Below are 22,669 nucleotides of genomic sequence, written 5' to 3' on the forward strand. Positions count from 1 at the left end.
TCGAGAGTTCTTGCGCTAGAGGCGGGCACGGATGCGGGCGGCGGTCTCCGACGTCGACGACACGGCGTCCCCGCGGGTGGCGAGGTCCGCGGCGACCGCCTGCTCGACCCGGTCGGCGGCGGCGGTGTCGCCGAGGTGGCGCAACAGGAGCGCGACCGACAGGATGGCCGCGGTCGGATCGGCTTTGCCCTGCCCTGCGATGTCGGGCGCGCTGCCGTGCACCGGCTCGAACATCGACGGGTTGGAGCGCGTGGCGTCGATGTTGCCCGACGCCGCCAGACCGATTCCACCGCTGACCGCCGCGGCGATGTCGGTGATGATGTCGCCGAACAGGTTGTCGGTGACGATGACGTCGAATCGCGCCGGGTTGGTGACCATGTAGATGGTCGCGGCGTCGACGTGACAGTAATCGGTGGTCACATCGGGGTATTCGGCGCCGACCTCGTCGACGGTGCGCTGCCACATCGACCCGGCGAACGACAGCACGTTGGTCTTGTGGACCAGCGTCAGATGGTTGCGGCGGGTACGTGCGAGGTCGAACGCGTGGCGGACCACGCGTTCGATCCCGAAGCGGGTGTTGACGCTGACCTCGGTGGCCACCTCGTGCGGCGTTCCCACGCGGATGGCGCCACCGTTGCCGGTGTACGGGCCCTCGGTGCCCTCGCGCACCACCACGAAGTCGATGTCGGGATCGCCTGCGAGCGGCGAGGTGACACCGTCGTAGCGGTGACTCGGGCGCAGGTTGACGTGGTGGTCGAGTGCGAAACGCATCGTCAGCAGCAGCCCCCGCTCGAGGATGCCCGGCGGCACCGACGGATCGCCGATGGCACCCAACAGGATCGCGTCGTGGGAGCGGATCGAGGCGAGGTCGTCGTCGGTGAGCAGTTCACCGGTGCGGTGGTAGCGGCGGGCGCCGAGGTCGTACTCGGTCGTCGACACCCCGTCGACGACGGCCTCGAGGACGGTCAACGCCTCGCCGACGACCTCGGGGCCGATACCGTCGCCGGCGATGACGGCGAGCTTCACGACAGGTCCACCTGCTCGATGAGGGTGGCCGACACCGATTCACCGATGGCGGAGACGACATCGGACGGGATCTCACGGTCGACGCGCAGGAGCACGGTCGCGCCCTTGCCGTCGGCGTCCTGCGACAGGCCCGCGGCGGCGATGTCGATGCCGGCGTTGCCGAGCAGCGTGCCGATCTTGCCCAGCGAGCCGGGCTGGTCGCCGTAGCTCACGACGAGGTTGCGGCCTTCGGCACGCAGATCGAAGTTGCGTCCGTTGATGTTGACGATCTTCTCGACCTCGCTGGGCCCGCTGAGCGTGCCGGCGACGTTGACCGTGGAACCGTCACCGAACACGGCCTTGAGGTCGACGAGGCTGCGGTGGTTGGGGCTCTCGGTCGCGGTGGTGACCTCGCTGGTCACGCCGCGGTCGGCGGCGACACCGGGAGCGTTGACGAAGGTGATCGGGTCCTCGAGCACCGCCGAGAACAATCCGCGCAGCGCCGACAGGCCGAGGATGTCGACCGAGCTCGCGGCCAACTCACCGCGGACGTCGACGGTGATGGCCGTGGGCACCTGGCCCGAGATGGCGCCGACGAGCACGCCGAGCTTGCGGGAGAGCTCCAGCCACGGCGCGACGACCTCGTCGACGGCGCCGCCGGTGATGTTGACCGCGTCGGGGACGAAGTGACCCGCGAGCGCCAGACGCACGCTCTTGGCGACGTCGGTGCCGGCGCGATCCTGGGCCTCGGAGGTGGAGGCACCCAGGTGCGGGGTCACGACGACCTCGGGGAGCTCGAACAGCGGGCTGTCGGTGCACGGCTCGGTGGCGAACACGTCGAGCCCGGCGCCGCGTACGTGGCCGGACTTGATGGCCTCGGCCAGTGCGGCCTCGTCGATCAGACCGCCGCGGGCGGCGTTGACGACGATGACACCGGGCTTGGTGCGGGCCAGTTCGGCGGTGCCGATCATGCCCAGCGTCTCGGGCGTCTTGGGCAGGTGGACGGTGAACAGATCGGCTCGGGAGAGCAAATCGTCCAGCGACACCAATTCGATACCCAATTGTGCTGCGCGCGCGGGGGACACGTAGGGGTCGTAGGCGATGATCTCGGTCTCGAATGCCGCGAGTCGGGCGGCGACCAGCTGGCCGATACGGCCCAGGCCGACCACACCGATGGTCTTGCCGAAGATCTCGACGCCGTTGAAGCTCGACCGCTTCCACTGGTGCTCGCGCAGCGTCGCGTCGGCCGCGGGGATCTGACGGGCGACGGCGAACATGAGGCTGATCGCGTGCTCGGCGGCGGTGTGGATGTTGGAGGTGGGCGCGTTGACCACCATCACCCCGCGCTCCGTTGCCGCAGGTACATCGACGTTGTCGAGGCCGACACCGGCGCGGGCGATGATCTTCACCTTCGGGGCCGCGGCGAGCACCTCGGCGTCGATGGTGGTGGCCGAGCGCACCAGGATGGCGTCGGCGTCGGTCACCGCCTCGAGCAGCTTCGGACGGTCCGGGCCGTCGACCCACCGCACCTCCACGTCATCCCCGAGTGCCTCGACGGTGGACGGTGCGAGCTTGTCGGCGATCACGACGATCGGACGACCGGTTGTACTCACGCGAGATATCTCCTGTGTGGTCGGGAACGACTTCAGCGATCAGCTTAGAGGGCTCTGCAACCGGCAAAACACCGGAGTCCACGCCCTGTACGGGTGTCACGGAGTGGCGGTGTGACAGGCGTTACGGATACATTGCGCTTGGCTCGGGATTACTCGAGTGCATCGGTGGGTCTGGTCGGCGACGGCCACGGATCGGCGTCGGTCCGGCGGACCGGGCGAACTGAGGAACTGGAGTACCAATGGTGAAGAAACTGGCGGCCCTGCTCGCGGTCGCGGCAGCAGCGACGATGTTGATGGTCGCCGGTGCCGGCACCGCCTCGGCCAAGCCGGACATCTTCCTCGGCGGCGGCTCGGGCATCGTCATCCTCAAGGGCGGCAACGACGGTTCCGCGTGCACGCTGACCACCATCGGACGCGACTCCGCCGGACGCCTCGTCGGTCTCACCGCCGGCCACTGCGGCACCGTCGGACAGCCCGTCTACTCCGAGGCCTTCCCGAGTCGCGGACAGGCCGGCCGGATCATCGTCTCGAACACCCCGCTCGACTTCGACGTCATCCAGTTCGACGCCAACCGCGTCGTCCCCCTGCGCTCGGTCGGCGGTGTCACCATCCGGTCGATCTCGACCGCGGCCCCCCAGTTCCCGTCGGTGCTGTGCAAGACCGGTCGCACCACCGGCCGCACCTGCGGTGTGACGTTCTTCTCCGACAACCAGTCGCACTTCAGCGCCGTGTGCGTCGCCGAGGGTGACTCGGGCAGCCCCGTCGTCGTCGGTGACCGCCTCATCGGCATGGTCAACGCCTACTACTTCACCGCCTGCATCGGACCCGAGACCGGCTCGAACATCGGCCCCATCCTCAACGCCATGGCGCGGTCGGGCGTGAACAACTACCGACCGATCTGACCTGACCCGCCCCGCGAGGGGTACAGACCGACCGAGGCCTCCGACGGACATCCGTTGGGGGCCTTCGTCGTCTCCGCCGGTTGGGCACGTGAGGCCGCCAGTTGGGCACGTAAAGCCGCCAGTTGGGCACGCCCCGTCGGGCCCGAGCCGGACTGGTGCCCAACTGCGGTCGTTACGTGCCCAACTGCGGTCGTTACGTGCCCAACTGCGGTCGTTAGGTGCCCAACTGCGGTCGTTATGTGCCCAACTGCGGGAACGGCGAAGGCCCCCACTCCCGTTCGGGAATGGGGGCCTTCGTGGAGCAGGTGGATCAGGCGGTCTCGGTGATCGGCCGGTCGACCCAGCTCATGAGGTCGCGCAGCTTCTTGCCGGTGACCTCGATGGGGTGCTCGGCGTTGCGCTGGCGCAGGTTCTCGAGCTCCGAGTTGCCGTTCTCGACGTTGGCGACGAGGCGCTTGACGAACGTGCCGTCCTGGATGTCCTTGAGGATCCCGCGCATACGGTCCTTGGTGCCGTCGTCGATGACGCGCGGGCCCGAGAGGTACCCACCGAACTCCGCGGTGTCCGACACCGAGTAGTTCATGCGGGCGATGCCGCCCTCGTACATGAGGTCGACGATGAGCTTCAGCTCGTGGAGCACCTCGAAGTAGGCCATCTCGGGGGCGTATCCGGCCTCCACCATGACCTCGAAGCCGGTCTTGACGAGCTCCTCGGTGCCGCCGCAGAGCACGGCCTGCTCACCGAAGAGGTCGGTCTCGGTCTCCTCCTTGAAGGTGGTCTTGATGACGCCGGCGCGCGCGCCACCGATGGCCGCGGCGTAGCTCAGCGCCAGCGCCTCGCCCTCGCCCTTCGGGTCCTGGTCGACCGCGATGAGGCACGGCACGCCCTTGCCGTCGACGAACTGACGACGCACGAGGTGACCGGGGCCCTTCGGCGCCACCATCGCCACGGTGATCGAGGCATCCGGCTTGATCAGGTCGAAGTGGATGTTGAGTCCGTGCCCGAAGAACAGCGCGTTGCCGTCGACGAGGTTCGGGGCGATGTCGTCGGTGAAGATCTTCGCCTGCGAGGTGTCGGGCGCCAGCAGCATGATGACGTCGGCCCACTTGGCCGCCTCGGCCGCGGTCATCACCTTGAGACCCTGCTCGGAGGCCTTGTCGCGGGACTTGCTGTCCTCGCGGAGACCGATCGCCACGTCGACGCCCGAGTCACGCAGGCTCAGCGAGTGCGCGTGTCCCTGGCTGCCGTATCCGATCACAGCGACCTTGCGGCCCTGGATGATCGACAGGTCGGCGTCATCGTCGTAGAACATCTCGACTGCCACTGAAAACTTCCCTTCGGTTTCGATCGGCATCGCCTACCGATGCTCGTTCGGTTGTGCCGTGCGGTGTCACCGCACGGTCGAGAAACTCAGCGCGTGGCCGAGATGCTCTTGGGTCCTCGGCCGAGCGCGACCGCGCCCGACTGGGCGATCTCGCGGATACCGTACGGGTCGAGCATCCGCAGCAGCGCCTCGAGCTTGTCCGACGTGCCGGTGGCCTCGATGGTCACCGATTCGGTCGACACGTCGATCACCTTGGCGCGGAACAGGTCCACGACGCCGATGACGTCGGCACGGCTCGAGGAGTCGGCGCGCACCTTGATCATCATCAGCTCCCGCGACACCGACGTGTCGGGATCCTGCTCGACGATCTTGATGACGTTGATCAGCTTGTTGAGCTGCTTGGTCACCTGCTCGAGCGGGAAGTCCTCGACGGAGACCAGGATGGTCATCCGCGAGATCCCCTTGAGCTCGGTCGGTCCGACGGCGAGCGACTCGATGTTGAACCCGCGACGCGAGAACAGCGACGAGACGCGTGCGAGAACACCGGGACGGTCCTCGACGAGCACGCTCAGGGTGTGGGTGGTCCTCACAGCGACTCTCCTCCGGACTTCGTGCGGGCTCCCCCGGTGGTCGGGGTGGCCGGGTCGGCGACGGCGTTGACGTCGATCGACTCGGAGGCGGACTCGTCGTCGTCGAACAGCGGGCGAATTCCCTTGGCCGCCATGATCTCGTCGTTGCCGGTGCCGGCGGCGACCATCGGCCACACCTGCGCGTCGGCACCGACGATGAAGTCGATGACCACGGGACGGTCGTTGATGGCCCGCGCCTGGGCGATGATGTCGTCGACGTCGGCCTCGTTCTCGCACCGGAATGCCGCGCAGCCCAACGCCTCCGCCAACTTCACGAAGTCGGGGATGCGACGGGAGTGGGTGGCGAGGTCGGTGCTCGAGTAGCGCTGGTCGTAGAACAGGGTCTGCCACTGACGGACCATGCCCAGGTTGCCGTTGTTGATCAGCGCGACCTTGATGGGGATCCCCTCGATCGCGCAGGTCGCCAACTCCTGGTTGGTCATCTGGAAGCACCCGTCACCGTCGACCGCCCACACCTCTTTCTCCGGTGCGGCCATCTTGGCGCCCATCGCGGCGGGCACCGCGTAACCCATGGTGCCCAGCCCGCCGGAGTTGAGCCAGGTGCGCGGCTTCTCGTAGGAGATGAACTGCGCGGCCCACATCTGGTGCTGGCCGACGCCGGCGCAGTAGACCGCGTCGGGTCCGGCGGCCTTGCCGACCGAGGAGATGACGAACTCCGGCGACATCGATCCGTCGGCCGGCCGGTCGTAGCTCAGCGGATAGGTCCGACGGATGCCGTCGAGGTAGCTCCACCACTCGGTGAGGTCGGCGGCGCCGTTGCTGGTGACCTGCTCGTCGCGGATCGCCTCGATCAGTTCACTGATGACCGCGCGGCAGTCACCGACGATCGGCACGTCGGCGAACCGGTTCTTGCCGATCTCGGCGGGATCGATGTCGGCGTGGATGACCTTCGCGTCGGGCGCGAACGAGTCGAGCTGACCGGTGACGCGGTCGTCGAACCGCGCGCCGAGGGTGATCAACAGGTCGCTGCGCTGCAGACCGGCCACCGCCGCGACGGTGCCGTGCATGCCGGGCATGCCCAGGTGCAGGTTGTGGCTGTCGGGGAACGCGCCCCGGGCCATCAGCGTGGTGACGACCGGGATGCCCGTCATCTCCGCGAGCGTCAGGAGTTCCTCCGACGCGTCGGCCTTGATCACGCCACCGCCGACATAGAGGACCGGGTGCTTGGCCGCCGCGATCATGCGGGCGGCCTCACGGACCTGCTTGCCGTGCGGCTTGGTGACCGGCCGGTATCCGGGCAGGTCGATCTGCGGCGGCCACGAGAAGGTGGTCTGCGCCTGCAGGACGTCCTTGGGGATGTCGACGAGGACCGCACCGGGACGACCGCTCTCGGCGAGGTAGAACGCCTCGGCCATGGTCTTGGCGATGTCGGCGCCGGAGGTGACGAGGAAGTTGTGCTTGGTGACCGGCATCGTGATGCCGGTGATGTCGGCCTCCTGGAAGGCGTCGGTCCCGATCAGCGAGCGACCCACCTGACCGGTGATCGCGACGACGGGCACCGAGTCCATCTGGGCGTCGGCGAGCGGCGTGATGAGGTTGGTGGCACCGGGACCCGACGTCGCGATGCAGACGCCGGCACGGCCGGTGACCTGCGCGTATCCGGTCGCGGCGTGCCCGGCTCCCTGCTCGTGGCGGACGAGGACGTGGCGGACCTTCGTCGAGTCGAGCAGCGGGTCGTAGACGGGCAGGACAGCGCCACCGGGCAGGCCGAACACCACGTCGACGCCGAGTTCCTCGAGGGAACGCACCACGGCCTTGGCGCCGCTGACACGTTCGGGTGCGACGGTCGCGGCACCGACGGTGCGGGGCCGGGCCGACAAGGGGGTGGGAGCCACGCGAGTCCCGGGCCCGGTGTCCCCGGAGGGGGAGACGCCGTCCTGGGAACGTGCTGCTGGTGCGCTCACTGCACTTTCCTCTGCTTGGTCGAGATGGAGTCGGACAACAAAAAACCCCCGACAGCTCTCAGCTGGTCGAGGGTGGCGCGTCGATGCTTGGTTCGAGGTCTCGGGAGATCCCGGTCAGGCGTTGACGCGCCGGCCGAGTACGAGAATGTCGTTGTGCATCACGCCTGCAAAGGTAGGTCGCGACCTGCGCGGCAGTCAACTTGCCCTCGAGGCGGTCCCAGATAGTGGGATCGACATGCGCGGATGCCACAATGACGTGGTGCCCGAGAACGACCGGCCCGACCAGGGCGAGAGCGAGACCGTCACCGACCAACCGGTGACCGTCGCCGACGACGCCACCCCCAGCCGTCCCAGCGAGCGGGACACCGTGACGCTGCCGATGCAGTTCCGCATCGCGCCGATGGCCTACTTCGCGCCGGTGATGATGATGATCAGCGCGGTGGTGCTCGCGGGCACCTCCCTGGTCTACCTCGGGTGGACGCTCGTGGTCCCCGTCCTCGTCGCGGTGTGGATGTTCCGCCTGCGCACCGTGGTCACCGAGAGCGGACTGCGTGCGGTCGGCGCTCTGCGCGCACGGGAGATCACCTGGGATCAGCTCGACGGTCTGTCGTTCCCCCGGTGGGGATCGGTGCGTGCCGTGCTGACCGACTCCTCGCGAATGCGTCTGCCCGCGATCTCGTTCCGGGATCTGCCGCGGTTGTCGGCGGCCAGCTCGGGCCGGATCCCGGACCCGTACGCCGCACGCGACGGCGCGTAGGCTGTTCTGCGCGCGAGGCCCGCCCACGGGTCCGCCCGCACCCGCTCGCCCACGATCGAACCGAGGTCCCACCATGCCGCCGTTGAGATCACGCACCACCACTCACGGACGCAACGCCTCCGGCGCACGCTCCCTGTGGCGCGCCACCGGGATGACCGACGACGACTTCGGCAAGCCGATCGTCGCGATCGCCAACTCCTACACCCAGTTCGTGCCCGGACACGTGCATCTCAAGGACGTCGGCGAGATCGTTGCCGACGCGGTCCGCGCCGCGGGCGGCGTGCCGCGCGAATTCCACACCATCGCCGTCGACGACGGCATCGCGATGGGCCACGACGGCATGCTCTACTCGCTGCCCAGCCGCGAGATCATCTCCGACTCCGTCGAATACATGGTGAACGCGCACACCGCCGACGCACTGGTCTGTATCTCCAACTGCGACAAGATCACTCCCGGCATGCTCAACGCGGCCATGCGGCTGAACGTGCCGACGGTCTTCGTCTCCGGCGGGCCGATGGAGGCCGGCAAGGCGGTGTCGGTGGGGGGTGTCGTGCACCCGTCGTCGGATCTGATCACCACCATCTCGGCCTCGGCGAACGACGCCGTCGACGACGAGGCGCTCAAGGCCGTCGAAGAGGCCGCGTGCCCCACGTGCGGATCGTGCTCGGGCATGTTCACCGCCAACTCGATGAACTGCCTGACCGAAGCGCTCGGACTCGCGTTGCCGGGCAACGGTTCCACGCTGGCCACGCACGAGGCACGCCGCGCGCTGTTCAGCCGTGCCGGCACCGTGATCGTCGAGGCCGCGACGAAGTTCTACCGCGACGACGATTCCTCGGTGCTCCCCCGCAGCATCGCCACCACGGCGGCGTTCGGCAACGCCATGGCGCTCGACGTCGCCATGGGCGGATCGACGAACACGGTGCTCCACGTCCTCGCCGCCGCACAGGAAGGCGAGGTCGCCGATTTCGATCTGTCGGTGATCGACGACATCAGCCGCCGGGTCGCGTGCCTGGCCAAGGTCTCCCCCAACTCCGACTACCACATGGAGGACGTGCACCGGGCCGGCGGAATCCCCGCCATCCTGGGCGAACTGCGCCGTGCGGGGCTCCTCGACGACACCACGTCCACGGTGCATTCGCCGACGATGGCGTCCTTCCTCGACGACTGGGACATCCGCGGTGGCACCGCCACCGCCGAGGCGATCGAGTTGTTCCACGCGGCCCCGGGCGGCGTCCGCACCACCACACCGTTCTCCACCGACAACCGGTGGAGTTCGCTCGACACCGACGCCGCGGGCGGATGCATCCGCGATCTCGAGCACGCCTACACCGCCGAGGGCGGCCTGTGCGTGCTCACCGGCAACGTCGCCGCCGACGGCGCGGTGCTCAAGACCGCGGGCATCGACGAGGAGCTGTGGCATTTCGAGGGTCCCGCGCGCGTCGTGGAGAGCCAGGACGAGGCCGTGCAGGTGATCCTGAGCAAGACCATCCAGGCCGGCGAGGTCCTCGTCGTCCGCTACGAGGGGCCCGCGGGCGGTCCGGGGATGCAGGAGATGCTGCACCCCACGGCCTTCATGAAGGGCACCGGCATGGGCCGCAGGTGCGCGCTGGTCACCGACGGTCGGTTCTCCGGCGGTTCGTCGGGGCTGTCGGTGGGCCACGTCTCCCCCGAGGCCGCGGCCGGCGGCGTCATCGGACTGATCGAGGACGGCGACAGGATCCTCATCGACGTCGCCACCCGCCGCCTCGAGGTGCTCGTCGACGACGACGTCCTCGCCGAACGTCGCGCGAAGATGGAGGCGTCCGAGCGTCCGTGGCAGCCGAGGGCCGAGCGCGAACGCAAGGTCACCACCGCGCTGCGGGCGTACGCCGCCATGGCGACCTCGGCCGACAAAGGTGCTGTGCGACAGGTCCGCTGAGCCTCAGCGCACCACGGCGGGATACGTGCAGCTGTCGGGTAGGTCGACGAAGGAGCACAGCGCCGGTGCGCGCGTCGGCCGATATCCGGCGGGCACGCCGCGATCGGCGATGATCTGCCGGTAGGCGGCGACCGCCGGAGTCGGCCTGCGGGTCAGTGACGGGTCACCGGCGACGTCGACGGTGTACAGGCCGAAACGGGTTGTGTAGTCACCCCATTCGTAGTTGTCGGTGAGACTCCAGTAGTTGTAGCCGACGACGTCGACACCGTCGGCAACGGCCCGTTGGATCCAGTACACGGTGTCGCGCAGGTGATCGGCTCGGCGGTATCCGTCGGGGCGGCGCCCGGCGGCGTCGGTGGCCAGGCCGTTCTCCACCACGTACAGCGGCACCCCGGGGAACTCACGGGCGACATGCCGTAGGACGTAGTAGATCGCCTCGGGCGCCTGGCTGCTGCGTGCGAAGTCGCCGGTCGCGCTCGCGGCGGTGCTGTAGTCGAGCAGGGAGACCGAGTAGTAGGCGTCGATGCCGATCACGTCGAGCGTGCCCGCCATCCGGCTCGGGAACAGTCCTTCGAGGAAGGCCTGCACACCGGGGATCGGGAAGAAGGCGAGGTTCGAGGTGACCTGCGCATCGGGCTGCACGGCATGGATGTGGGCGTAGAGCGTGCGGTGTGCGCGCACGATGCCGTCGACCATCCGGTTCACGTTCTGCGGGCGGACGCCGCCGAAGGTGAGTTCGCGGCGGACGTACTCGGTCGGTTCGTTGAACGTCACCCACGACGGGCGGGCCCAGGCGTAGCGATCGATCACCTTTGTCGCGAACCCGATCAGGTCGTCGGCCATGCCCGGCCGGTTCCACCCGCCCCGGTCGACCTCCCATCCGGGGTGGACCCAGTGGTTCAGGGTGATCATCGGGGTCATCCCGGCCGCCACGATCCCGCCGATCACCCTGTCGTAGAACGCCCAGGCGGCCGGATCGTCGCGGCCGGGTGCGGGTTCCACCCTCGACCACTCCACCGACACGCGGTAGACGGAAACGCCCAGCGCCCGCGCGTGGGCGATGTCCTCGGGGTACCGATGGAAGAAGTCGACGGCGTTCCCGACCGGCTCGACGACCTGCCCGCGCGCTCCGTAGCGCGTCCAGTTCGAGTCGCGGTTGTGCCCCTCGGTCTGGAAACCCGACGATGCCACCCCGAATCGAAAGCCCGAACTCAGCTGCGCGACTGCAGATCCGGACGACGGCGCGGCGACGGCGGCGGGCGGAACGGCGAGGAACACCCCTGCGGACAACCCGCCCACCATCAGGACCGAGAGGAGACGACGCCACGTGCTCATGAGCGATCCCGTTCGTCGAACGACCCGGACGAATGTCGAGCGTTCCCGGACTCCGACACACCGGCCACTCCGGGACTTTATCGCTCCCACCGTCCGCGGATCGGTGATCGAGACGGTAGGGTGTCAAATGCTGTACGCCGAGTTGGCGGCAGCGGAGCGGTGAGATCCAGGTCGCACCGGCTCCGAACGGTTTCGCCCGGGGGGACTGAGGCGAACAGACATTCCTGTGGGGGGAATCGGTAATGGATCGCCGCTCGTTCATGAAGCTGTCCGCTGCGTCGATGGCGGCAGCGGGTATCCCGTCGCTCGCGACGTCACTCGCGGGTACCGCCTCGGCGGCACCCCGGCGGTACGGACGCTACGAGAAGCTGGTCCCCGAGATCTTCCGCCCGGTTCCCGCACCGCGGCAGCACTCCGAGGCCATCGTCATCGGGTCGGGTTTCGGCGGCGCGGTGAGTGCACTGCGTCTGGCGCAGGCCGGGATCCAGACCACCGTTCTCGAGCGTGGCAGCCGGTGGCCGCACGACCCGCGGCGTGAGATCTTCGGCGCCGACGGCCGTCAGTACTGGCACGCGCCGCAGTCACTCGCCGACGACTCCCTCGGCCCGAACGGTCCGTCGTCCCTCACCATCCCCGCCTACGGCCAGGCGATCGGCGCGATGACCGGGATCGACGACTTCGGTGGTCTCGCCGAGATCAGCTGGCACCACAACGCGGGCCTCATCTGCGCGGCCGCCGTCGGCGGTGGATCGAACATCTACATCGGCATCACCGTCGCCTCACGGCGCGAGGGCTTCGACGCGGTCTTCCGCGGTCTGGTCGACCACGACGAGATGAGCCGCCTCTGGTACCCGAAGGCGATGGCAGGTCTCGGGGCGACGGTCGTTCCCGACGACATCTACGCCGACCGCCACTTCGACAACGGGCGTGACTTCGAACGCGTCGCGAAGGCCGCCGGGTATTCGACCTACAAGGCCGAGGGCAACTGGAACTGGGACGTGGTGCGCGACGAGATCGCCGGTCGTGCCGCACCACAGACGATCACCGGCGCCGCCTACAACTCCAACCGATCGCTGAACTCGTTGGCGTTCAGTTACCTCCCGCGTGCCGAGGCGACCGGGAAGGCGACGATCCACCCGCGCCACGTGGTGCAGGGGATCCACGTGGAGCGGTCGGGACGCTACGTGCTCGAGGTCGACTACGTCAGCCCCTACGGCGACGTCCTGTCGCGCCGCACGCTGACCACCGACCGTCTGGTGCTCGCCGCCGGTTCACTGGGCACCAACCGCCTGCTGGTCAAGGCCCGCGACACCGGCACCCTGCCGAACCTGAACGAGTACATCGGTGCCGGTTGGGGCAACAACGGCAACGGCAACATCGACGTCGGCGTAGGCCGCAGCAAGAAGGGCCCCCAGTCGGCGGTCGGCACCGTCGCCTTCTATGACACCTCCGGTCCGCTCGCCCGCGTCGTCGTGAACGGCTCGAACGGCCTGGGCCCCCTCGATCCGGTTCTGGCGCAGGCGAACACGTCGGTGTTCAAGGCCGGGATCACCTCCATCGACCCGACCCGCGGGAAGTTCGAGTACCACGCGAAGAACGATCGCGTGATCCTCGACTGGCCGGGCAACGGCAACAGCCGCGTCGACGACAACTGCCTGCGCATCGGACACAAGCTCGCGGCGCACGCCGATTTCCCGGTCGAGGCCGTCGTCTACGAACCCGACGTCCTGTGGGGTCACATGTGCGGCGGGGCGACCCTGGGTCGCGCATCGGACTCCTTCGGCCGCGTGAAGGGGTACAAGAACCTCTACGCTCTCGACGGATCGATGCTCCCCGGATCAGCGGGCGCATCGAACCCGTCGCTCACCATCACCGCTCTCGCCGAGCGCAACATGGCCGAGATCGTCTCAGCCGGAGGCTGAATCGGGTGTTCACAGCCGGAGGCTGAATCGGGTGTTCACAGCCGGAGGTTGATCGGCTAGCGCGAGCCGACGAGTCCCACGTTGGTCTCGTGTGCGGGCACGGGCGCGAGATCGAGGTGCCCGCGCAGGGTGTCGGAGGTGTACTCGGTCCGGAACAGACCGCGGAGGCGCAGTTCCGGGACGACGTGATCGACGAAGTCGTCGAACGTGCCGGGCGACTGGGCCGCCGAGAGGATGTAGCCGTCGGCCTCTCCCCCGGTGAACCCCGCCTCGATCTGGTCGGCGACATCGCTTGCCGTGCCGACGAATTGCGGCAGCAACACGCCCTGGGCGTAGAGCTTGCCGATGTCGCGCAGCGAGAGGTTGTCGCGCTGCGACAGGCGTCGCGCCACATCGAACAGCCCCTGGGTGCCGCTGACCGCGATGTCCTCCACGGGCGCGTCGAGATCGTAGGTCGAGAAGTCGTGGTTGGTGTGCACCGACAGGGTGATCAGGCCCGAGATCGGATCGGCCAACTCGTTGTGGAACGCCTGCTTCTCCCGGGCGATCGACGCGGTCTCGGCGACGAACGGGATGAACGACGGCAGGATCTTCACGTCTTCCGGTCGCCGACCGACATTCACCGCACGCGACTTCACGTCGTCGTAGTAGGCGCGCCGCCCCTCGGGGGTCGGGTCGATCTCGAAGATCGCCTCGGCCCACCGCGCGGCGAAATCCTTTCCCCTGTCCGATGATCCGGCCTGGATCAGTACCGGCCGACCCTGCGGCGAACGCGGGACGTTGAGCGGGCCCTGCACGCGGAAGAAGTCGCCGTCGTGATGGATCGCGTGGACCTTGTCCGGATCGGCGAAGAACCCGTTGGCCTTGTCCTGCACCAGTGCGTCGGCGTCCCAGCTCGACCACAGCGCGAGCGTGGTCTCGAGGAACTCCTGGGCTCGGACGTAGCGCAGGTCGTGGTCGAGATGTTCGGTGGCACCGAAGTTCACCGCTTCGGCGCTCGACAACGACGTCACGATGTTCCAGGCCACGCGACCGCGGGAGAGATGGTCGAGGCTGGCGAAGATGCGCGCCACCTCGTATGGGTGGAAGTAGGTGGTCGACTTCGTGATCGCGATGCCGAGTCGGGACGTCACCGCCGCGATGCTGGCCGCGACCACCGAGGGGTCGAGGGTCGCGCTCGCCTGCGTGCCGCGGCTCAGCGACACGTCGATACCGCTGCCGAAGTTGGTCGGCGTGGCCAACAGGTCGGCGAAGAAGACGAAGTCGAAGGTGCCGCGCTCGAGCGTGCGTCCGATCCGGTGGTAGTACTCCGGGGTCAGGAAGCCCGGATCGGAACCGGGATGGCGCCATGCGGCGTGGGAGTGGGTGACGTGCGAGGCGATCTGGAATCCACCGAGGTGCAGTTGACGGGGCATGCCGATCGTTCTACGGACCGGGGGCGGGCGCGACAACGCTTGCGATCACCGCGGGCGCAACGACTCTCGACCCGCTCGCCGGCGGCGGCGCTACGGTGGACACATGAGCATCCCCACCACCACCCGGGCCGTCGCCGCGCGAGCCCCCGGTCCCGTCGACGCCTCCGACTCGTTCGTCGAGGTCGAGGTCCCGCTCGACCCGATGGGTGAACACGACCTCCTCGTGGAGGTGGCCGCGGTGTCGGTCAACCCCGTCGACCACAAGGTGCGCTCGTCCTTCGACGCCGACGACGCACCGCGCGTGCTGGGGTTCGATGCGGCCGGGACCGTTGTCGCGGTGGGTGACTCGGTGTCGCGCTTCGCCGTCGGCGACGAGGTCTTCTACGCCGGCGTCATCAACCGACCCGGCAGCAACGCGCAGTACCAGCTCGTCGACGAACACATCGTCGGCCGCAAACCGGCCTCGTTGTCGTTCGGTGACGCCGCCGCCCTGCCGCTGACGTCGATCACCGCCCACGAATCGCTGTTCGCCCGACTGGGACTGACCGCACAGAGTTCGGGGACCCTCCTCGTGGTCGCCGGTGCCGGCGGGGTCGGATCGATGATGATCCAGCTCGCGCGGGCCCTCACCGACGTCACCGTGATCGCCACCGCGAGTCGCGAGGAGTCGCAGCAGTGGGTGCGTGACCTCGGGGCCCACCACGTGGTGCACCCGCGCGAGCTGTCGACCGCCGTGCCGGCCATCGCCCCCGGCGGCGTCGACCACATCTTCTCCCCGTACTCCGAGGGCAACGTCGAGACCTACGCCGAGATCATGGCCGTCGGCGGCGCGGTCGTCGCCATCGACGAACCCGAGGGCCTCGACACCCTGCCGTTGAAGTCGCGGTCGCAGAGTTGGCACTGGGAGCTCATGTTCTCGGTGCCGCTCTACCGGCCCACCGACGACAGCCAGCACCGGATCCTCACCGAGATCGCCGACCTCGTCGACGCCGGCCGGATCCGGACCACGGCGACCACCACGCTCTCGCCCATCGACCCCGGCACCCTGCGCGACGCGCACACCCGGTCCGAATCGGGTTCGGTCATCGGCAAGGTCGTGCTCACCCGGGGATGACGACGGCGGGCGCGGCCTCGCTATGGTGCTCCCCATGACCGAATGGACAGCGTTCTCCGTCGACATCTCCGACCACGTCGCGCAGGTGACCCTGCTGGGACCGGGCAAGGGCAACGCGATGGGTCGCGCGTTCTGGACCGAGTTGCCGCAGGTCTTCGCCGAACTCGACGCCGATCCGGAGGTGCGGGCAGTGGTTCTCGCCGCATCGGGCAAGCACTTCTCGTTCGGACTCGACCTGGCCGAGATGGGTGGCGACTTCGCCCCGCTGCTCGCCGAGCGCGCCCTCGCCGGACCCCGCAGCCGCTTCCACACGCTCGTCAAGTCGATGCAGGCCTCGGTGACCGCGGTCGCCGACAGCCGTACGCCCGTGATCGCCGCGATCCAGGGATGGTGCATCGGTGGTGGCGTCGATCTGATAGCGGCGGCAGACATCCGCTACGCCAGCGCCGACGCGAAGTTCAGCGTGCGCGAGGCCAAGATCGGCATCGTCGCCGACATCGGGTCGCTGCAGCGTCTGCCCGCGATCATCGGTGAGGGCCACCTGCGGGAACTGGCCTACACCGGCAAGGACATCGATGCCTCACGCGCGGCGTCGATCGGTCTGGTGAACGACGTCCTCGACGACGCTGATGCCGCGCTGGCCGCCGCCCGCGCGACGGCCGCAGAGATCGCGGCGAACCCGCCGCTGGTGGTGCAGGGCGTCAAGGACGTCCTCGATCGTGAGCGCGCGGCGACGGTGACCGAGGGGCTGCGCTACGTCGCGGCCTGGAACGCGGCGTTCCTGCCGTCGGAGGATCTCACCGAGGGCATCACCGCGGTGTTCGAGAAGCGCCCGGCCACCTTCCGCGGTGAGTGACGTCCACGGCGGGTGATCGACCCGATCACGCCTCGAGTTCGCCGGAGACGGTGCGTTCGAGCTGGGAGTAGGTGACCGTCGGCAACGACACCAACCCGTCGAGTTCCTCACGCGCGCGCCGGTAGGCCGCCTGCCGCTCGGCCGGGGTCGACGCGGTGTCCATGGCCATCCGTAACAGGCCTTGTGCGCGCACGAGTCGACGCTGCTCGGATTCGGAGAAGTCGCCGCGACGTCTCCGTCGCGCCTCCGATTCCGCGGTGTCGAACGCGACCGCGTAGTCGTGCACGGCCACCCGGTAGGCCTCCTGCGCATCGGCCAGTCCGACGAGGTCCTCCGCGACGTCGGGACGCAGCGAGTCGGCGGTGCGCTTGGCGCGGTGGAACGCGGCGGTCAGCGGCTCGCGCATGTCGGTGATCATGGGGAACTCGAGCAGGTTCACCACGTCGGTCTCGTAGGCGAACCAGCGGGCGTCGGTGTCGTCGTGTTCGGACAACAACCTGGTGATCGCCCGGAGATCCTGCTCACGGTCGACACGCGCCACGCCCTGGGCCTGTGCCGCGGCGATCTTTGCCTGCTGTTTGATGCGGTAGCGCTCGAGTCGTCGTTGCGCGCGCCGTTCGTTGGCCGCGGCGACGGCCTTGACGCCACCGGCCACGGGTCCGCCCACCACGAACACGAGCCACCAGTAGTGGCCGATGATGTCCCCGACGGCGCCCATCGCTCCAAACTAGCCAGTCGACGGATTCCCCGGCGACTGGAACGGGTTGGTGCCGTTGAACAGGATCCAGATCGCGACCGGTGCGGCGATGCCGACCACCAACCATGCGACCGACCCCACGAAGGGACGCGTAGCCCACCCGCGTCCGAAGTCCAGGGAGATGCGACCCGGTCCGGCGAGGATGATCGACGCCGCCGCGATGCCGAGGAACAGCTCGTATTCGACGCCCGGTCCGGCTGATCCGGAGGCGAAGAACCAGACCCCGCCGGCCAGTGTCGCCTTGTACGTGGCGGCGATGATCATCACCCCGAGCACGGCCGAACCGGCGATCGGGGTCAGGAGCCCGAGCACGAGCATCAGCCCACCCAGCGATTCCGACAACGCGCCGACGATGGCGAGGGGTTTGGCGGCGTCGGCCGAGAACCCGATGTTGGTGTTCGGCGCGTTGAGCAGGAAGTCCTCGAATCCGCTCAGACGCGGTCCGTTCCACCAGCCGAACAGTTTCTGCGCACCGTGGGCCATCGCGATGAGCCCGACCGCCACGCGCAGCGCGAGCAACCCGAGGTCGGTCGTCCCGCGACGTCGCGCGGCCTGCGCGGCGGCGAGTTCGTCGTCGAGGGCGTCCCGGCCGAGCCGTTCCGGATCGGACCGGCGTCCCGATCGCGAGAAGCGTCGCGAGCGGCGATCCGACACCGGGTCGTCGAGTTCGTCGCGACCGGTGGTGTCGAGTGCCCGGGTCTGCGAGTCGTCGGCGTCGATGTCGTGGTCGTCGAGGTCGCGGTCGGCGACCCGGTCCGAGCGGTAGGTGGGGACCGCGTCGTCGTCGGCGTAGGCGGCGCGACGGTTGTGCTCGCGGTGGAAGGCATCGCGGTCGACCGGGATGGCCGTGGTCTTCGGTGCCGTGTCCTCGGCCGCGGTGCTGTCGTGCGCGGTGTCCGACGACGCGGCGGCGGCCGGGATCGCGGTCGTGGCGTCGTCGTGGCTCTCGGTGTCGCCACCGTCACGGCGGTACGGCTGGTAACCGTGCACGCCGGTCGAGGTCCCCTCGGGACCCGGCGGCGGAGTCTGGGGCATACGGAAGGTCTCGGTCGGCTCGTCGTACGGGCTCGAGCCCTGCGGACGCTGCTCACGATCTCGTTCACTCACCTGGTTCACCCTAGGTGGTCGAGCGGCGCTCGCCGGTGACGTGACACCGCCGCGTCGCGCCGATCACCTACCCTGGGGCGCATGTCCGACCGAGCACGCCGCACACGCATCGTCGTCGTGACGACGGCGTTGCTGGTCGTGGCCACGCTGCTGGGCGGCTGTGCGGATTTCGGTGATGAGGATCGTGCGCGGGCCGCCGGAGACTTCACCTCCGAGACCGTGACGCCGGTGGTCCCGACACCGACACCGCCGAGTCAGTCGCCTCAGGAGGGGCCGGCACCCACGGGTCCGTGCGTCGATCCCGATCCGGCGGTCATCGCGACCTGTCTCGGCGCGACGAGCGCGGTGATGCCCGGCGGCGACGCCCAGGGCGAGTCGACGGTCGTCGCCGAACGCACCACCGGCCAGATCATCGCCACGCGGCGCAACGGACCCAAGCGGGTCATCGCGTCGATCCCCGTCGACGCCGACGGCGACGGCGGTCTGATGGACTTCGCGCCGTCCCCCACCTACGACCAGGACCGCCTGATCTACGCCTACATCTCGACCGCCTCGGACAACCGGGTGGTCCGGATCGCCCCCGGTGACACACCGAAACCGATCCTCACGGGCATCCCGAAGGGCGCGACGGGCAACGTCGGTTCGCTGCACTTCCGTTCGCCCACCGAGCTGTTGGTGGCCACCGGCGACGCGGGGAACCCGGCCTCGGCAGGCGACCCCGGTTCGCTGGCGGGCAAGCTCCTCTCGGTCACCGCCTTGACCTCGGGCAGCACTGCCGCGCCGCGGGTCCTGGCGTCGGGGCTCGGGGCGAACGCGACGATCTGCGCGAACGCGAGCAGCGGTCAGCTGTACCTGACCGATCGCGCGCCGACCGAGGACCGCCTGCAGATCATCGACACCACCGGCACCCTGCGCCCGCTGTGGACGTGGCCCGACCGGCCGCAGATATCCGGTTGTGCCGCAGCCGGATCGAGCGTGCTCGTGTCGACCGCGCGCACCCAGCGGGTCGAACTGCTCGGCGAGCCGACGCGCGAGAAGCCGACGGTGTCGCCGCCGGTCGTCGTGTTCGAGAAGCGCTACGGCGCGTTGGGGCGGATGACGGCGCTGCCGTCGGGACTGTTCCAGGTGGGCACGATCAACAAGCAGGGCGGACGCCCGGTCGCCACCGACGACCGCGTCGTGCGGTTCCTCCCGCCGACCAGTTCCGAGAGCAACGTCTGATCCGGACGCGCCGTCGCGCCGAAGGGTCTCAGCGAGACAGGCGCTGCCCGATCAACATCGAGGTGACGAGATCTCGGCGACGCGCCAGATCGGCCATGGCGTCGTCGATCTCGGACAGTTCCTCGCGGATCAGCGACGCCACCTCCGGGCACATCTCGACCCGGTCACCGTTTACACAGGGCAGCACGTCGCGAATCGTCTCGAGGGTGAAACCCGCCTCGATGAGCCTCTTGATGCGGACGACCTGTTGCACCGTTCCGTCGGCGAACTCGCGGTAGCCGTTGCTGTGGCGGCTCGTCGCCAGCAGACCGTGGGCGTCGTAGTGGCGCAGCGATCGCGCGGAGACGCCCGTGAGTCGTTCCACCTCACCGATTCTCATGGGCGACCTCTCCTCACGACCGTGGACCCGGCCACACCTCCGCGTCGATGCGCGATGAACGCTTGACCTTCACACCGGTGTCAGAGTTTAGCGTCGGTCACCATGACACGTGCAGCAGGCATCGACCGACCCGATGTGATCGCCTCCGGTGCCGGCAGACCCCTTGTGCTCGCCCACGGCGCCGGTGGCGCGGTGGACCTCAACTTCGGTGACGTGATCGCGGCGTTGTCCGCGCGGCGTCGACTGGTCGGGGTGAACTATCCGGGATCGGGGTCCACGCCGCGGCAGTCGCGTCCGCTCGAGCTCGAGGCGCTCGCCGACGGACTGGTGGCCGCCGCGGTCGCCGACGGGCACGACCGCTTCCCGATACTGGGGCTGTCGTTGGGGTGTGCGGTGGCCGTCACCGCGGCGCAGCGCCATCCCGACCGGGTGTCCGGACTGTTCCTCACCGTCGGTTTCGCCCGAGCCGACGCGCAGATCCGCCTCGTGGTCGATGTGTGGCGACATCTCGCGGCCACCGATCCGACGACGCTCGCCCGGCTGCTCGTGGCGTTGTCGTCGCCCCATGTTCTGAGCACACTGGACCCCGCCGCCACCGAACGGGCGGTCGTCGACACCGCCGCATCGCTCCCCGACGGTGGACCCGATCAGGCCCTCCTCGCCGCGACGCTCGACATCACCACCGATGCCGCGGCGGTGTCCGTCCCGACGACGGTGGTCGTGGCAGGGCAGGATCGCATCGTGCTCCCGACCACCACGCGCGCGCTGGCGCGGACCATCCCCGGCGCCAGGGTTCTCGAGTACCCCGACGCCGGCCACATCTTCACCCCGTCGGAGGCCTCGACCTGGATCGACGACATCGGCGACTTCCTCGACACGCACGGCCTGTGAGCGCCGAGCGTCGCGGCCGATCCGGTGACGCGGGATGGAACCGCGCGTCGATCACCTTGACCGGCGCGTTGTTCGTCTACATGACCGCGGAGATGTTCCCCGTGGGCATCGTGCCCGAACTCGCCGCCGGACTGCGGTGTTCGCAGGCCGCCGCGGGCACCTTGCTCGCCGTCTACGCCATCGCCGCCGTCGTCGTGATCATCCCGGTGGTGGCGCTCACGCGTCATCTCGACCGACGCCGCCTCATCGTCCTGTCGCTGCTCGTCCTGGCGGTGTCGCAGGTCGCCTTCGCGCTCTCCGACAACCTGTGGTGGGCCTACGCCGCCCGGGCGGTCGCGGCCGTCCCGCACGGATTGCTGTGGTCGGTGGTGCCGACGGTGGCGGCGTCGATGAGCCCGGGTGCGCCGGGTCGGGCTACGGCGCGCGTGTTCGTGGGCGGAGCACTCGGACTCGTCGTGGGTGCTCCCCTGGTGACCGCGACGACCGGTCTCGTCGGGTGGCGACCAACGGCGATGGCGGTGGGTGTGGTGGCCGTCGTCCTCGCGGTCGCGGCGCGTGCGACCCTCCCGGCGGCGCAGACCCGGCCGCGGGTCGGGTCCTCTGGTTCCCGTGGCCGCCGCGCGCGTCGACTCCCGACCATTCCCGCGCAGGTGTTCGGCCTCAGTACGGCGACGGTGGCGGTGGTGGCGGCGTGCTACATCCCATACACCTACCTGTCGCTGCTCGCCGACGACGTCGGTATCCGATCGACGTCGCTGTCGGCCCTGCAGATCGGTTACGGCGCTGCAGGTCTGGTGACGGTGTCGCTCGTGGGGCGATTCCTCGACCACCGCTTGCGCGCCGTCCTCAGCGCGATCCTCGGCGGGATGGCCGTCGCCATGGTGATGATCACGACCGGCGGCGCGGCACTGTTCATCCTGGCCGTGCTCCTCTGGGGCGCAGCGTTCGCCTGCGCTGCACCGGCACTGCAGAGCGCGGTGCTGCGAGCGTCGCACGCCGACCCCCTGGTCGACCGCCTCGCGGCGTCGGCGGTGTACGTGCTGGCGTTCCAGGTCGGGATCGCCGGCGGCTCGTGGGCCGGGAGCGGCACCCTCTCCACGATCGGCGAGGCGTGGTTGGCACCAGCCGGTCTGATCGCGGTCGCAGCGTCGGCGATGGTGGTCCTCGCCCTGCGTTCGCCGACGACCGTGACCGACACCGCCTAGCCTCAGTCTTTCACCAGCGTTGCGCTGATTACTGATTCTGTTGTGTGGCTGCTGGTTTGGTGATGTGGGCATGCGGAGGTTGCCGGCTGGCTGTGTCGGTGGGCGGGTCTTCGGGTCCTTGGGTCGGTGGCGGTCGGGGTGTTTGTGCTGGTCAGGGTGGTGTGAGCGTGGTGACGTCGGTCCACGCGGAGATGATGTCGGCGGTCCAGGGCCAGGTGTCGGGGAGGCGCATGAGGCGTTTTCTCGCGGTGTGGACGAGGTGGGCTGGGGTGTGTAGTAGCCGGTATCGCAGGGCTTTGGGGGCGCACGAGCGGAGTTGGGGTAGCTGGTGCAGGGCGAGGAGCCGGAGCCAGGCGACGAGGTCGGCGGCGAGTTGCACGCAGGTCAGCCA

Annotated in this window: 19 protein-coding genes and 1 pseudogene; 9 read left to right on the forward strand and 11 right to left on the reverse strand. The window is 69.0% G+C overall.

What is annotated here, in order from left to right:
- Window positions 1-15: 15 nt before the first annotated feature.
- Together TU34_RS13140 and serA are read right to left on the reverse strand one after the other, a co-directional pair.
- Entirely contained in the window at window positions 16-1,026 is a 1,011-nt protein-coding gene (locus TU34_RS13140) for a 3-isopropylmalate dehydrogenase (protein ID WP_045823230.1), read from the reverse strand.
- Window positions 1,023-2,618 (reverse strand): phosphoglycerate dehydrogenase, encoded by a 1,596-nt coding sequence (gene serA / locus TU34_RS13145; RefSeq protein WP_045823231.1) that lies wholly within the window; start codon window positions 2,616-2,618, stop codon window positions 1,023-1,025. Before serA ends, TU34_RS13140 begins: the two co-directional genes overlap by 4 nt.
- Before the next feature lie 239 nt (window positions 2,619-2,857).
- On the opposite strand from serA, the gene TU34_RS13150 reads away from it, so the two are divergent.
- Complete coding sequence (locus tag TU34_RS13150; protein WP_045823232.1) at window positions 2,858-3,520, forward strand: chymotrypsin family serine protease; 663 nt, start codon at window positions 2,858-2,860, stop codon at window positions 3,518-3,520.
- Between the two features lie 310 nt (window positions 3,521-3,830).
- On the opposite strand, the gene ilvC is transcribed toward TU34_RS13150, so the two are convergent.
- The 3 genes from ilvC to TU34_RS13165 all read right to left on the reverse strand — a co-directional run bounded on the left by ilvC (window position 3,831) and on the right by TU34_RS13165 (window position 7,329).
- Entirely contained in the window at window positions 3,831-4,832 is a 1,002-nt protein-coding gene (gene ilvC, locus TU34_RS13155) for a ketol-acid reductoisomerase (protein WP_200932790.1), read from the reverse strand.
- Window positions 4,833-4,930: 98 nt separating this feature from the next.
- Window positions 4,931-5,434, reverse strand: a complete 504-nt coding sequence (gene ilvN / locus TU34_RS13160) for an acetolactate synthase small subunit (RefSeq protein ID WP_045823234.1) — start codon at window positions 5,432-5,434, stop codon at window positions 4,931-4,933.
- Window positions 5,431-7,329 carry an acetolactate synthase large subunit gene (locus tag TU34_RS13165; protein WP_408068752.1) on the reverse strand — a complete coding sequence of 633 codons (1,899 nt, stop codon included), beginning with the start codon at window positions 7,327-7,329 and terminating at the stop codon, window positions 5,431-5,433. Before TU34_RS13165 ends, ilvN begins: the two co-directional genes overlap by 4 nt.
- Window positions 7,330-7,657: 328 nt before the next feature.
- Here TU34_RS13165 and TU34_RS13170 point away from each other — a divergent pair, with 328 nt between their 5' ends.
- Window positions 7,658-8,155, forward strand: a complete 498-nt coding sequence (locus TU34_RS13170) for a PH domain-containing protein (protein WP_238981284.1) — start codon at window positions 7,658-7,660, stop codon at window positions 8,153-8,155.
- Window positions 8,156-8,228: 73 nt separating this feature from the next.
- Window positions 8,229-10,076, forward strand: coding sequence for a dihydroxy-acid dehydratase (gene ilvD / locus TU34_RS13175; RefSeq protein WP_045823236.1), 1,848 nt, complete (start codon window positions 8,229-8,231; stop codon window positions 10,074-10,076).
- Window positions 10,077-10,079: 3 nt separating this feature from the next.
- On the opposite strand, the gene TU34_RS13180 is transcribed toward ilvD, so the two are convergent.
- Window positions 10,080-11,411: a family 1 glycosylhydrolase gene (locus TU34_RS13180; RefSeq protein ID WP_052688905.1), complete on the reverse strand. Its 1,332-nt coding sequence runs from the start codon at window positions 11,409-11,411 to the stop codon at window positions 10,080-10,082.
- 260 nt (window positions 11,412-11,671) lie between these two features.
- Here TU34_RS13180 and TU34_RS13185 point away from each other — a divergent pair, with 260 nt between their 5' ends.
- Entirely contained in the window at window positions 11,672-13,333 is a 1,662-nt protein-coding gene (locus TU34_RS13185; protein WP_082080269.1) for a GMC oxidoreductase, read from the forward strand.
- 56 nt (window positions 13,334-13,389) lie between these two features.
- Here the strand turns inward: TU34_RS13185 and TU34_RS13190 are convergent, their stop codons facing one another.
- Window positions 13,390-14,748 carry an LLM class flavin-dependent oxidoreductase gene (locus TU34_RS13190; protein ID WP_045823238.1) on the reverse strand — a complete coding sequence of 453 codons (1,359 nt, stop codon included), beginning with the start codon at window positions 14,746-14,748 and terminating at the stop codon, window positions 13,390-13,392.
- A gap of 103 nt (window positions 14,749-14,851) precedes the next feature.
- Here TU34_RS13190 and TU34_RS13195 point away from each other — a divergent pair, with 103 nt between their 5' ends.
- Together TU34_RS13195 and TU34_RS13200 are read left to right on the forward strand one after the other, a co-directional pair.
- Window positions 14,852-15,862, forward strand: coding sequence for a zinc-binding alcohol dehydrogenase family protein (locus TU34_RS13195; RefSeq protein ID WP_045823239.1), 1,011 nt, complete (start codon window positions 14,852-14,854; stop codon window positions 15,860-15,862).
- A 34-nt stretch (window positions 15,863-15,896) separates the two neighbouring features.
- Window positions 15,897-16,718, forward strand: a complete 822-nt coding sequence (locus TU34_RS13200) for a crotonase/enoyl-CoA hydratase family protein (protein WP_045823375.1) — start codon at window positions 15,897-15,899, stop codon at window positions 16,716-16,718.
- 25 nt (window positions 16,719-16,743) lie between these two features.
- Here TU34_RS13200 and TU34_RS13205 read toward each other — a convergent pair whose 3' ends face one another.
- Window positions 16,744-17,436, reverse strand: a complete 693-nt coding sequence (locus tag TU34_RS13205) for a hypothetical protein (RefSeq protein WP_045823240.1) — start codon at window positions 17,434-17,436, stop codon at window positions 16,744-16,746.
- Between the two features lie 9 nt (window positions 17,437-17,445).
- On the reverse strand, window positions 17,446-18,582 hold the full coding sequence (locus tag TU34_RS13210; protein ID WP_045823376.1) for a DoxX family protein: 1,137 nt from the start codon (window positions 18,580-18,582) through the stop codon (window positions 17,446-17,448).
- An 81-nt stretch (window positions 18,583-18,663) separates the two neighbouring features.
- Here TU34_RS13210 and TU34_RS13215 point away from each other — a divergent pair, with 81 nt between their 5' ends.
- Window positions 18,664-19,803 (forward strand): PQQ-dependent sugar dehydrogenase, encoded by a 1,140-nt coding sequence (locus TU34_RS13215; RefSeq protein WP_045823241.1) that lies wholly within the window; start codon window positions 18,664-18,666, stop codon window positions 19,801-19,803.
- 28 nt (window positions 19,804-19,831) lie between these two features.
- Here the strand turns inward: TU34_RS13215 and TU34_RS13220 are convergent, their stop codons facing one another.
- Window positions 19,832-20,182 carry a MerR family transcriptional regulator gene (locus TU34_RS13220; protein WP_045823242.1) on the reverse strand — a complete coding sequence of 117 codons (351 nt, stop codon included), beginning with the start codon at window positions 20,180-20,182 and terminating at the stop codon, window positions 19,832-19,834.
- A gap of 102 nt (window positions 20,183-20,284) precedes the next feature.
- Between TU34_RS13220 and TU34_RS13225 the strand changes: the two genes are divergently transcribed.
- Both TU34_RS13225 and TU34_RS13230 read left to right on the forward strand, forming a co-directional pair.
- Window positions 20,285-21,073 (forward strand): alpha/beta fold hydrolase, encoded by a 789-nt coding sequence (locus TU34_RS13225; protein WP_045823243.1) that lies wholly within the window; start codon window positions 20,285-20,287, stop codon window positions 21,071-21,073.
- Window positions 21,070-22,278 carry an MFS transporter gene (locus TU34_RS13230; protein WP_045823244.1) on the forward strand — a complete coding sequence of 403 codons (1,209 nt, stop codon included), beginning with the start codon at window positions 21,070-21,072 and terminating at the stop codon, window positions 22,276-22,278. Before TU34_RS13225 ends, TU34_RS13230 begins: the two co-directional genes overlap by 4 nt.
- A 151-nt stretch (window positions 22,279-22,429) precedes the next feature.
- Here the strand turns inward: TU34_RS13230 and TU34_RS23580 are convergent.
- Window positions 22,430-22,669: pseudogene (locus TU34_RS23580) on the reverse strand (IS1380 family transposase); the annotation flags it as partial.

The organism is Williamsia herbipolensis, from assembly GCF_000964005.1.
In the GTDB taxonomy this organism is placed as follows: domain Bacteria; phylum Actinomycetota; class Actinomycetes; order Mycobacteriales; family Mycobacteriaceae; genus Williamsia_A; species Williamsia_A herbipolensis.